The 12,084-nt window shown below is 68.5% G+C and carries 10 protein-coding genes; 6 read left to right on the top strand and 4 right to left on the bottom strand.

Annotated elements, in window-relative coordinates; translation table 11 throughout:
• Position 1: 1 nt before the first annotated feature.
• The 3 genes from ASE02_RS06275 to ASE02_RS06265 all read left to right on the top strand — a co-directional run bounded on the left by ASE02_RS06275 (position 2) and on the right by ASE02_RS06265 (position 2,405).
• Positions 2–652 carry a glutathione S-transferase family protein gene (locus ASE02_RS06275; protein ID WP_056732269.1) on the top strand — a complete coding sequence of 217 codons (651 nt, stop codon included), beginning with the start codon at positions 2–4 and terminating at the stop codon, positions 650–652.
• A 104-nt stretch (positions 653–756) separates the two neighbouring features.
• Positions 757–1,851 (top strand): LLM class flavin-dependent oxidoreductase, encoded by a 1,095-nt coding sequence (locus ASE02_RS06270; RefSeq protein WP_056732267.1) that lies wholly within the window; start codon positions 757–759, stop codon positions 1,849–1,851.
• 11 nt (positions 1,852–1,862) lie between these two features.
• Positions 1,863–2,405 carry a flavin reductase family protein gene (locus ASE02_RS06265; protein ID WP_056732265.1) on the top strand — a complete coding sequence of 181 codons (543 nt, stop codon included), beginning with the start codon at positions 1,863–1,865 and terminating at the stop codon, positions 2,403–2,405.
• A gap of 48 nt (positions 2,406–2,453) precedes the next feature.
• Here ASE02_RS06265 and ASE02_RS06260 read toward each other — a convergent pair whose 3' ends face one another.
• The 4 genes from ASE02_RS06260 to ASE02_RS06245 form a co-directional block, all read right to left on the bottom strand.
• The gene (locus ASE02_RS06260; RefSeq protein ID WP_056732263.1) at positions 2,454–3,122 is read right to left on the bottom strand and encodes a peroxiredoxin-like family protein; all 669 of its coding nucleotides are present in this window, start codon (positions 3,120–3,122) and stop codon (positions 2,454–2,456) included.
• A gap of 92 nt (positions 3,123–3,214) precedes the next feature.
• The gene (locus tag ASE02_RS06255) at positions 3,215–4,177 is read right to left on the bottom strand and encodes an ABC transporter substrate-binding protein (protein WP_056732261.1); all 963 of its coding nucleotides are present in this window, start codon (positions 4,175–4,177) and stop codon (positions 3,215–3,217) included.
• Between the two features lie 12 nt (positions 4,178–4,189).
• The gene (locus ASE02_RS06250; RefSeq protein WP_056732259.1) at positions 4,190–6,724 is read right to left on the bottom strand and encodes a TonB-dependent siderophore receptor; all 2,535 of its coding nucleotides are present in this window, start codon (positions 6,722–6,724) and stop codon (positions 4,190–4,192) included.
• A 130-nt stretch (positions 6,725–6,854) separates the two neighbouring features.
• A complete protein-coding gene (locus ASE02_RS06245) occupies positions 6,855–7,706 on the bottom strand; it encodes a TauD/TfdA family dioxygenase (protein ID WP_056732257.1) in 852 nt (283 codons plus the stop codon).
• 289 nt (positions 7,707–7,995) lie between these two features.
• Between ASE02_RS06245 and ASE02_RS06240 the strand changes: the two genes are divergently transcribed.
• From ASE02_RS06240 to ASE02_RS06230, 3 genes are all read left to right on the top strand, one after another.
• Positions 7,996–8,922, top strand: a complete 927-nt coding sequence (locus ASE02_RS06240; RefSeq protein WP_056732255.1) for a homoserine O-succinyltransferase — start codon at positions 7,996–7,998, stop codon at positions 8,920–8,922.
• Between the two features lie 217 nt (positions 8,923–9,139).
• Entirely contained in the window at positions 9,140–10,720 is a 1,581-nt protein-coding gene (locus ASE02_RS06235) for an FAD-dependent oxidoreductase (protein ID WP_056732253.1), read from the top strand.
• A gap of 59 nt (positions 10,721–10,779) precedes the next feature.
• Entirely contained in the window at positions 10,780–12,081 is a 1,302-nt protein-coding gene (locus ASE02_RS06230; RefSeq protein WP_056732251.1) for a sorbosone dehydrogenase family protein, read from the top strand.
• Positions 12,082–12,084 lie beyond the last annotated feature (3 nt).

Here is a 12,084-nt window from a genome sequence, read left to right as displayed (position 1 = left end):
AATGTCGCTCACGCTCTACTTCGCCGGCGGCTCCTGTTCGCTCCCCGCCCTGGTCGGACTGGAAGAAGCCGGCGCGCAGTTCGAGGCCGTGCGGCTGGTGCTGGCCGACGGCGACCAGCGCACGCCGGAATATCTGGCGATCAACCCGCGCGGCCGGGTGCCGGTCCTGGCCCTGGACGGCCAGACCGTGGGCGAGAACGTCGCCGTCCTGACGGCGATCGCCAACCGCTTTCCGCAGGCGAAACTGTTGCCGTTCGGCGACGAGGTCCTGCTCGGCCGGGCCTATGAACTGATCGGTTGGTTCTCCAGCGGCGTGCATGTCTCGTTCGCCCAGGTCTTCCGCCCCGAACGCTTCAGCCGCGATGAGAGCGCCTGGCCGGCCATCCGGGCGGGGGGCCGCGAGAACGTCCTGGCCGCCTTCGCCGAGATCGAGCAACGCCTGCAAGGCGGCGGCCCCTGGCTGCTCGGCGAGGCGTTCAGCCTGGTCGATCCTTACGCCCTGGTGTTCCACCGCTGGGCGCCGCGGCTGGAGATCGACGTCTCGGCCTACCCCGCCTTCACGGCCCACGCCCAGCGGGTGCTGGCCCGCCCCGCGGTCGGCCGCGCCGTAACGCGCGAATCCTCGCCGCAGCGGCTGGTCGTCAACGCCTGACATCAGCAGCGCTGATAGGGCCGATGAGAACTATTCGTTCCTGATTTCATAATTCCTAGTCGTAGACTTGGAATTGAAGCCAATCGCTTGATCTGGAGACAGGAATGCCCGTCGAATTCATCGGCTATATCGGCGCCAACCACTCGTCGGAAATCCATCCTCCGAAGGGGCCGGTGCTCGACACGGACTATGTGGAGAAGATCGCCAAGGCGCATGACGCCGGTGGTTTCGACCGGGCCCTGGTCGCCTTCGGCTCGACCTCCCCCGAGAGCATCCTGATCGTCCAGCACGCGGCCAGCGTGACCGAAAAACTGGGCTTCATGATCGCCCACCGGCCGGGCTTCACCGCCCCGACCATCGCCGCGCGCCAGCTCGCCACCCTCGATCATTTCAGCAAGGGCCGGGTGGCGGTGCACATCATCACCGGCGGCTCCGACGACGAGATGAAGAAGGACGGCGACCACCTGACCAAGGCCGAGCGCTACGCCCGAACCAGCGAATATCTCGACATCGTCCGCCAGGAGTGGAGCAGCGATAAGCCGTTCGACTACGAAGGCGACTACTACAACGTCGTGCAGGCGTTCGGCGCGGTGAAGCCGCTGCAGAAGCCGCAGATCCCGATCTATTTCGGCGGTTCGTCCGACCAGGCGATCCCCGTCGCCGGCAAGCACGCCGACATCTTCGCCCTATGGGGCGAGACCCAGGCCCAGGTCCGCGAAACCATCGCCCGGGTGCGCGCCGCCGCCGCCAAACACGGCCGCCAGGTCCAGTTCTCGCTCTCCCTGCGGCCGGTGATCGCCGACACCGAGGAAGCCGCCTGGAAGCGCGCCGACGACATCGTCGCCCGCACCATCGAACTGCGGAAGGCCGCAGGGCTGCAAACCGAGGGTCACGCTCCGCCGAACGTCGGCGCCCAGCGCCTGCTGCAGGCCGCCGCCGAGGGTCACCGGGTCGACAAGCGCCTGTGGACCGGCGTCGCCGCCGTCACCGGCGCCTCGGGAAACTCCACTGGGTTGGTGGGAACACCGGAACAGGTCGCCGAAGGGCTGCTGGACTATTACGACCTGGGCGTCTCGACCTTCCTGATCCGCGGCTTCGATCCTCTGGAGGACGCCGTCGCCTATGGCCGCGACCTGATCCCCCTGGTCCGCAAGCTGGTCGCCGAGCGTGACGCCCGGCCCGTCGCGGCGGCAGGCTGAGGAGCCCGGCCATGGCTGACGGAACCGCAGCGGCGAGTGAGCTTCCGGGCGACGCCTGCGAGGTCGTCCGCCTTTGGCCGCCCGTGGACGAGATCGCCTTTCGCGACGGCCTGGCGAAACTCGCCTCGGGCGTCGCGGTGGTCGCCTGCTGGACGCCGGACGGCCCGCGCGGGCTGCTGGTCAGCTCGGTGACCGGGCTTTCCAGCGATCCGCCGCGCATCCTGTTCTGCGTGCGCAAGGCCGCCGCCGCCCACGGCGCGCTGCTGGCGGCCGAGGCAGTGAGCCTGTCGATCCTGGCCGATGGCGATGGATTGGAGGCCGAGCGCTTCTCCCGCTCTGATCTGGCGCCTGAACGCTTCGGGCCGGAGAGCTGGACGCTGGAGCCGCTGTCGCCGCCCGACTATCGCGAGGCGCTGGTGTCGCTCTCGGGCCCGGTCTGCTGCCGCATCGATGCGGCGACCCACACCATCTTCATCCTGGACGTCAGCGGCGCCCGCGCCCGTCAGGGCGACCCCCTCGTCTATTTCGAGCGCGGCTTCCGAAATCTGGCGTGACCCTTCCGGCCCCTCCCTCAGCAAGGGAGAGGCCGGACTTTTTCGGGTCTATTGCGCCGCGACGCTCTGCAACTCGCGCACCGCCTCCAGCACCGGCTCGGCCTCGGTCCGCGCCAGCCAGTCGGGGCTGACCTCGGCGAAGCGGACAATCCGGTCCTGGCCGATCACGACAACCGCCGGCTGGGGCAGTTCCCAGGTTCCCAGGCCCGTGGTGTCGCCGATGAAGCTCCCCTTGGCCTTGGACGCCGCCTTCGAGGCCTCGTCCGGCTCGTAGAGAATCCCGAAGCGCCGGCCGAGATCATTGCCGTCGGAGGCGACCTCGAAGTCCAGACCGTGGCGGCGCTTGATCTCCACCAGACGTTCAGGGACCTGCGGACTGACCGCCACCAGCCTCGCGCCCAGCGCCTTCAGCCCCGGCGCTAGGCGCTCCTGATAATAGGGCAGCGCGATGTTGCAGGCCGGGCATCCGGCGAACCGGAAGAAGACCAGCACGGCCGGGCCATCGGCCAGCAGACCATCGAGGGTCAGGGTCCCGCCGTCGACTTCTTGCAGGGTGAAGGGCTCTACGCGGTCGCCGACCTCGATCCAGCGATCAGGGGTGGCCTGTTCCACCAGTCGCCGTCGCTGGTCGATATTGGTCTGGAGCGCGGCGGGCTCCCAGGTGCGCAGGCGTTCAGCGTGCAGATCGGCCAGGCGTTGGCCTAGGGTGTCAGGCATGGCTTGCTCCTTTCAGGTGAGCGTCTTCTTCGGTGGAACGGGAGGCGCCAGGTCGCGGGCGCTCGGGTCGGCCTGGAGGACCAGCGGCTCGCTCATGCGGGCGTCACCGCGGCGTTGAACGAGGGGTCGAAGGCGTTCGCCAGGTCCGGCTTGCCGGTGATGGCGCCGGCAGCCTGGAAGACCTCCAGCACCCTGCGTTCCTCGTCGATCACGGTCTGATCGATGGGGACCGGCTCGCCACGCGTGTTCGCCACCGTGTAGGTCGCGATCGCCAGGTCGAGCCCGGTCTCCTTGGCCAGGACCTTGGCGTATTCGTCCCGGTGGTCGCCGACCCAGCGCTTGGCGGCGGCCAGGCGCTTCAGGAAATCCTCGAGCTCGGCGCGTTTGCCTGCGATGGCGCGCTCGCTGGCGATGTCGAAGCCGTAGCCGCTCAGCAGGCCCTTGCCGTCGGCCAGGACCCGCGCCCGGTCATGCTGCTGGGCCAGCGCCACGTAGGAGCCCCAGGTCACCCAGGCGTCGATCGCGCCCGACGAGAACGCGGCCTTGGCGTCGCCGGGCGACAGGAAGACCAGCTCGACGTCGGCGGGCTTCAACCCTTCCCGCTCCAGCACCTTCAGCAGCAGGAAATGGCCGATGGAGCCGCGCCCCGTCGCCACCCGCTTGCCCTTCAGGTCAGCGGCTGCGCGGAGCTGCGAGTCGCCTCGAACCAGGATCGCGGTGGACGAGCCGCCGCCGGACGCGCGGGCGGCCTGCACCGCCTTGATCTTCGCGCCGCCCGCGAAGGCGAACAGGAACGGGGCGTCGCCCACCGCCCCCAGATCGACGGCGCCGGCGCCCAGCGCCTCCAGCAGGTGTTGCGCGGCGGGGAACTCGCTCCACTCGACCCGGTAGGGCGCGCCGTCCAGCACGCCGGAGGCCAGGACCAACGCCTTGGTCCCGCCCTTCTGGCTGCCGACCTTCAGCACCGAGGCGCCGGAGGCCTCGCGGCCGCACGCCGCCAGCCCCGATCCCAGGGCCAGCGCGGCGGTCAGGCGTAGGAGATGTCTGCGGTTCATGGCGGCGTTCCCTCAGAACCGCCGCTCGACACGGGCGTAATAGTAGCCGCCCGTGATGCCGAACGGCGAGAAGCCCCCGAACTGTCCGGTCCCGGTGTCGGGGTTCAGCAGCCCGATCTTGTCGGGGTGCGCGTCGAAGAGGTTGTTGGCGCCGATCCCGACCGTGGTCTGTTCAGCGACATCGAAGGCGACGTCGAGGTCGGCGATCCACTTGGCGCCATAGGTCCGGTCGTTGACCGGCTGGGCGCCGGCCTCGGTGTACTCGCCGTAGCGGGTCTCCCGCAGGCTGGCCTTCCAACGGTTCCAGGTCCAGACGCCCGACAGCACCACCTTGTCGCGCGGCGTGCCGATGGTCAGGTCGGCCTGCTTCTGGCGGTCGAACAGGGCGTAGCCGAGATTGGCCAGGACGGCCGGCGTCGGCTTGATCTTGGTGATCTCGGTCTTGTTCCAGGCGTAGGCGGCCGAGAGGCGCAGGTCGCCGTAGTCGCCCAGGCCAAAGCTGTACTCGGCGACCGCGTCGACGCCGCGCGTCTTCGTGTCGACGGCGTTGGTGTAGTACGAGACCGACAGGTCGCTCTGGAGACCGTTGGCGGCCAGGATCGCGCCAACCACCGGCCCGCGGATCACGCCGGTGTCGACGATGCGGTCCTCGATCTCGATCTGATAGGCGTCGAGCGTGAAGCGCAGGCGCGGCGCCGGCTCGGCGGTCAGGCCGATGCTGTAGTTGACCGAGGTCTCCGGCTTCAGGGTCTGCGCGCCCAGCGCGATCGCAGCGGGGCTGAAGGTCGGCAGCACCTTGGTCGGCGAGGAGACGTAGGGCATGCCCGGCAGGCAGTTGGCGACCACCCCGGCCGGCGGCGGGCACTGGATGCTGCTGAAGGTCGAGGACGCGAAGATCGTCTGGGCCAGGGACGGCGCGCGGAAACCGTTCGAGACGGTGGCGCGCACGGCGTAGCCGGGGGCGAACTCCCAACGGGTGGAGAGCTTGCCGCTGACCGTCGAACCGACGCCGCCGGTGTAGTACTCGGCCCGCCCCGCCGCCCCGACGTACCAGTTCTCGGCCACGTCGGCGCCGACATCGACATAGGCCGCGTAGCTGTTGCGATGGATCTTGCCGGCGTCTTCGGGCGTGGTCCCGGCGTAGGACGACAGCCCCGGCGCCGGCGGGCGTCCCGCGAACGGCTGACCTGCCGGGATCGCATAGGGGCCGATGATGTAGGACGCCTCGTCCCCGGCCTGGATTTCGAACCGCTCGAACCGATGCTCGGCGCCCAGCGCGAAGGTGAGCGGCCCGGCCAGGCCGACATTGTACTCGCGCGCCACGTCCAGGTTCGTCGTCACCTGGTCGAAGACGTGGGTCGAGAGGTGGAAATAAGTCGGGCTGGCCGGCCCCAACGTGGCGTTGATGGTGTTCTGGCCGTCGAGCTGGGCGTTGTCGCGCGCGACCGTGGTCGAGAGATCCCAACGCCAGTCTCCGCGCACGCCACGGGCGCCGAAGGCCGCCTGGGCGTCCAGCTCGAAAATCCGCCGCAGGGCGTTGAAGCCCAGCGGATAGACCTCCGGCAGGGCCGTGGTGGTGTTGGGCCGGGTGGTGTTGTTGGGCAGGAAGCTGCCGGTATTCTTCTTCGAACTGCGATGACTCAAGGTGCCGAAGGCGTAGAGCGTCAGGTCGTCGGACAGCGGCAGTTCGGCGTTGACCGAGGACGCCAGGACGTCGTCCTCGCCGGGGCCATAGCTCTGGCCCCAATAGTAGCGGTCCACGCCGGCGTCGCGCGGATCGGGAACGTTCCCCGGCAAGGGCTGGAAGATGAACTTCGCCTGGGAGGGAATGGCGCGCGAGGCCGGGCTGCTGTTCTTCCAGTTCAGTCCGAAGTCGATGAAGCCGTCTTCGCCCAACGGCCTGGCGTAGGTGGCCGAGGCCGACACCGTCTCGCCGTCGCCCAGATAATTGCGACCGACATTGGCGCCGATGGAGCCGCCTTCGCGGTCGCCGCGCAGGATAATGTTGACGACCCCTGCGATGGCGTCCGAGCCGTACTGCGCGGCCGCCCCGTCACGCAGCACCTCGATCCGGGCGATGGAGGCCGAGGGGATCAGGTCCAGGTCGACCGGCACGCCGCCGCGTCCAACCCGGGCTAGGTTGTTGATCAGCGCCGTGGTGTGGCGCCGCTTGCCGTTCACCAGGAACAGCGCCTGGTCGCCGTTGAGCCCCCGAAGCGTAACCGCCCGCACGGTCCAAGAGGTGCCGCCGCCATTGATGCCCGGCAGGTTGAAGGACGGCAGCAGGGTGTTCAGCACCTCCTTCAGACCGGCCTTGCCGGTGTCGGAGAGCTGTTCGGCGGAGATCACGTCGACCGGCGCGGGACTGTCGATGACGGTGCGGGCCTGGCCGCGCAGGCCGGTCACCACCAGTTCGGCCACGGCGCTGTCGTCAGCGTCCAGCGCCGCATCGGCGGCGCTGGCGGCGACCTGCGTCTGGGCGAGAGCAGGCGTCGAGAAAAGTGCGGCGGAGGCGAGCAGCCCCGCCCTCAAGTATCGAAGGGACATGAGATCTCCGACGACCTTGTCCGGCCGTCTTGTTGCGTCTTGGGGAGGAAGTCGGAGGGGACGCAGGGGGACCGCGCCCCCTCCTGCGATCCGCCGCCGCATGCGGCGTGGATCGCAGTCGGAAACGGCCTTAGGCCGGGCGTCTGACCCGGTGCGGGATGTCGTCGCTGGCGATCAGCACCCGCTCCATCACCCGCGGGAAATCGCCGTAGTCGCGGACAGCGTAGTGCAGGCCCGCGCGGTTATCCCAGAAGGCCACCGAGTTCTTCCGCCAGCGGAAGCGGGCGTGATGTTCGGGCCGCTTCACCTGTTCGTAGAGACGCGCCAGCAGGGCGTCGCTCTCGGCCTTGTCCAGGTCGACGATCCGCGGCTTCAGGCCGAAATTGACCCAGAAGATATCCTCGCCGGTTTCCGGATGGGTCCGCACGATCGGGTGGGAGACCAACGGATAAGTGACGCCCGAGCGCTGCAAGGCGTCCTGGTAGTCATGGACCACATAGAGGTCCTCGATCCTGGCCTTCAGGTCCTCGGGCAGGCCCCGATAGATCGCCGCGCCGTCGGCCCAGATCGTGTCGCCGCCGACGTCGGGAATGGTCACGGCCTTCAACACCGCCCCGAACGACGGATCGATCCGCCAGCTGGTGTCGGTGTGCCAGTGGCTCTCGCCGGCCGCGGCGTACTTCTTGAAGTTCTCCGCGGCGATCGGCTGGACGACGCGGTGGGTTTCCACACCGCCGGTCGGGTGGGCGTAGAGCTCGCCGAAGTTCAGCGCGAAGGCCACCTGCTGGTCGCGGGTGATGTCCTGGTCGCGGAAGAACAGCACCTTGTGCTTCAGCAGCAGCGCCTTCAGCGCCTCGCGCAGTTCGCTGGTCAGCGGGCGGGTCAGGTCGACGCCGCCAACTTCGGCGCCGATGGTCGGATTGAGTCGCTCGACGGTGAGCGGGCTTTCGGTCTCGCGGGTCTTAAGTGCGACAGAGCTCATCGGGCTCTCCTTCGTCATGAACACCGCCAGAGAGAAGCAGCGAGACGACGAGCAGCGCGATCAACTATTTCTAGGAAATGGCCGAGATTTTACTATATCCGGACCGCGAATACGGACGATAAGCGCCAGATATATTTCATCCTCAAATCGATATCATCATCGGAACGAATAGGGCGGACGCCAAATCTCTGAGCGACGCTCCCGGCTCGACCTGCCGCCCCCGGACTTGATATTGCTCGAGCTGTTCGGTGCGACGCGGCTGCGACGCACCCTTTTGTGAGACGCCTGGATGCCGATCAAACTGGCCTTGAACTCCCCCGCCGCCCAGCAGTTGGCGACCGAGGGCGTGGACATCATCGAGCACGCGGTCGCCGTGCGTCAGGACATCCGCCCGCTGCGCATCGCCCTGCTCAACCTGATGCCCAACAAGGTCAACACCGAGATCCAGCTGGCCCGGCTGCTCAGCAGCACGCCGCTGCAGGTCGAGCTGACCCTGCTCAGCCCCGCCAGCCACAGCTCGAAGAACACCTCGCCGGAATATCTCCGCGAGTTCTACAAGACGCCGGACGCGGTCTTGCGGGAGAAGTTCGACGGGCTGATCGTCACCGGCGCGCCGGTGGAGCACATCCCCTTCACCGAGGTCGCCTACTGGAACGAGCTGCGCGACTTCATGGACGCGGCCAAGAGTCTGTCGTTCCGCCAGATGTACATCTGCTGGGGGGCCCAGGCGGCGCTCTGGCACAAGTACGGCGTCGAGCGTGACCTCCACGACCACAAGCTGTTCGGCGTCTACGAACAGAGCGTCAGAACCCCAAACACCAGCGTCCTGCGCGGCTTCCCCGACCAGTTCAACGCCCCGGTCTCGCGCTACGCGATGATCTCCGAAGCGGCCTGCGCCCGCCATCCCGACCTGCGGGTGCTGGCCGCCTCGCCGATCACCGGCGCCAGCATCATCGAGTCCAGCGACAAGGAGCTGTTTGTCCTGGACCACTACGAATACGACACCGACACCCTCAAGGACGAGTATGTGCGGGACGCGGCCAAGAGCCTGGAGACGCCCCTGCCGGAGAACTATTTCAAGCAAGGCGATGCCGCGAACGGCGCCGCCAATTCCTGGCGTCCGGGCGGCTACCTGCTGTTCTACAATTGGATCTACCGGATGTACGAGGACGTGCCCTACAACCTCGCTGCGGTCGGAACGCCGGCGGCGTCCTGACTCAAGCTACCCATTAGAAAATGTCATAGGCCTTCAGATCGCCCCGCTGGCGATGGCGCCTGGCGTTTCCGCTTCCTTGTCAGGCAAGGGTTAGCCTCGCATCCAACCCTGGCGGCGCGCGAACGCCCCAGCAAAGCGACCTGTCGGCGTAGAAATTCTCGATACTTGCCGCGCGCCTCGCGCCCCATCCCAAGGCCCTTGCAACAAGGGGCGTGTCTTGGGTCTCAGCCGTCGTCAACTCATCTCGCGCCTCGCCGCCGGCGGCGGATACGGCGCAGCCTTCAGCGGCATGCAGGCCCTCGGGTTGCTCTCGGCGACGCCGGCCCAGGCGGCCGACGATCTGCCGCCCTCGCTCGGCCGGGGCCGAAGCGTCACGGTCCTCGGAGCCGGGATCGCCGGGCTGGTCAGCGCCTATCGCCTGGAGCAGGCCGGCTTCCGAGTGAGCGTCATCGAGGCCCGCGACAGGGTCGGCGGCCGCAATTGGACGATCCGCGACGGCGCCAGGATCGAACTCGTCGGCGAGGTCGACCAGACGGCGCGGCTCTCCGAGGGGCTCTATTTCAACGCCGGCCCAGCCCGTATTCCGAGCCATCACCAGGGCGTGCTCGGCTACTGCAAGGCCCTCGGCGTGCCGCTGGAGATCGAGGTCAATTCCAGCCGCAGCGCCCTGCTCCAGTCGGACGCCGCGTTCCAGGGCCGGCCGATCCAGCAGCGTCAGGCGGTCAACGACATCCGCGGTCAAATCTCCGAACTGCTCGCCAAGGCCACGAGGCGCGGCGCGCTCGACGCCGAACTGAACGCCGAGGACCGCGAGCGGCTGATCGCATTCCTCCGCCCCTATGGCGATCTTGGCCCCGACCTGAGCTATGGCGGTTCGGAACGCTCCGGCTATCTGACGCCGCCGGGGGCCGCCGAGCAGGCCGGGATCAAGCGCACGCCGCTCGCGCTGAGCGAACTGCTGAAGGGCGAGACCACGCCCAACATCCTGTTTGAAGACAACATCCTCATGCAGGCGACCATGTTCCAGCCGGTGGGCGGCATGGACCGCATTCCCGTCGCCCTGGCCAAGACCCTGCGCGGCCCGCTCCGGCTAAACGCCGAGGTGCTGAAGATCAGCCAGTCGGCCTCGTCGGCCCGCGTGGTCTGGCGCGACCGGCGCACTGGGACCGAGCACGAGATCACCTCCGACTATCTGGTCGTCACCCTGCCGCTCAACCTGCTGGCCGGGCTCGACACCGGTTTCGACGCGCCGTTCAAGACGGCCATCGCCGGCGCCGTCTATGACCGCTCGGCCAAGGTGGCGTTCGAGGCTCCGAGGTTCTGGGAGGCCGAGCAGATCTATGGGGGCCTCTCCTTTCCGGGCGGCGGTACCGGCGCGGTCTGGTATCCCAGCGACGGCGTCCACACCCCGCGTGGCGTGTTGGTCGGGGCCTATGTCGCCGGAGCGCCGGCGCAGGCGTTCCAGGCCAAGCCGCTGGCCGGTCAGATCGCGGCGGCGCGGGCCGCGGTCGAGCGCCTGCATCCCGGCCACGGCGGCGACCTGATCCGCCCGATCGTGGTCGACTGGAACAAGGTTCCCTTCAATCGCGGCCCTTGGCTGCATTGGGAGAGCGACGGCAACGACCCAGCCGCCTACCGGCTGCTCAACCAGCCGCAGGGACGCATCCACCTGACCGGCGCCCATCTGAGCCATCTGCCCAGCTGGCAAGAGGGCGCGGTCGCCTCCGCGCACCGAACGGTCGGCCTCATCGCTGAACAGACCCGAGAGTTCGACCTGAGACGTTCCAGCCAAGGTTGAGGTAGGGTGGCCTGCGCGGCGCGATTGACGCCAGATCATCGGCGCGCGGGAGATCGACCATGCGCCTTGGCCTCATGCTCTGCGCTTTCGGCTCGCTCGGCCTCGCGGCCTGCAGCCAGGGCTCGTCCGCGCCCTTCGCCGGCTTTGGCGAAAAGCCCGCGCTGCCCGCGCCGAAGACCAGCCCGATCCCCACCCTCAACGCCCGTCAGGCGGTCGGCTGGCCGCAGGGCGCGCAGCCCAAGGCGCCCGACGGCTTCGTGGTGACGCGGTTCGCGGGCGACCTGGCCCATCCCCGCTGGCTGCTGGTCCTGCCGAATGGCGACGTGCTGGTCTCCGAGGCCTCATCGGAGGAAAGCTCCGGCGGCGGGATCGAGGGTTTCGTGGCCAACCTGCTGCAGAAGAAGGCCGGCGCCGCCCAGAAAAGCCCCAACCGCATCACCCTGCTGCGCGACGTCGACGGCGACGGCGTGGCCGAGACCAAGGCCGCGTTCGCCCAGAACCTTCAGCGCCCGTTCGGCATGACCCTGAGCGGCGGCACGCTCTATGTCGCCAACGACAACGGCGTCGTCAGCTTCCCCTATGCCGACGGCCAGGCCTCGGTGACCGGAACCGGCGCGAAGGTGTTCGACCTGCCGGGCGGGCCGATCAATCATCACTGGACCAAGAACGTCGTCGCCAGCCCGGACGGTTCGAAGCTCTACGCCACCGTCGGCTCCAACTCGAACGTCGGCGAGAACGGGATCGAGGCCGAGACCGGCCGCGCGGCGATCGTGGAATATCCCCTGCCCTCCGGCCCAGCGCGGATCTTCGCCTCGGGCCTGCGCAATCCCAACGGCCTGGACTTCGAACCGACGACCGGCGCGCTGTGGACCGCCGTCAACGAGCGCGACATGCTGGGCGACGACCTGGTCCCCGACTACATGACCAGCGTCCGCGACGGCGGCTTCTATGGCTGGCCCTACAGCTATTACGGCCAGCACGTGGACAGCCGCGTGAAGCCGCCGCGCCCCGATCTGGTGGCTAAGGCGATCGCGCCGGACTACGCGCTCGGGCCCCACACCGCCTCGCTGGGCCTGGCCTTCTACAAGGCCGACCTGTTCCCGGCGCGCTACAAGGGCGGCGTCTTCATCGGCCAGCACGGATCGTGGAACCGCCGTCCGCCCAGCGGCTATCGCGTGGTCTTCGTGCCGTTCGCTGGGGGTAAGCCAAGCGGCCAGCCCGAGGCGTTCCTGACCGGTTTCCTGAACGCCAAGGACGAGGCCCAAGGCCGGCCCGTTGGGGTGGCGGTCGACAAGACCGGCGCGCTGCTGGTGGCCGACGACGTCGGCAAGGCGGTCTGGCGGGTGGCGCCGGCCCGCTAAGCC

This window comes from Phenylobacterium sp. Root700 (assembly GCF_001429025.1).
GTDB lineage: Bacteria > Pseudomonadota > Alphaproteobacteria > Caulobacterales > Caulobacteraceae > Phenylobacterium.
This window is presented reverse-complemented; position numbering and strand designations above follow the sequence as displayed.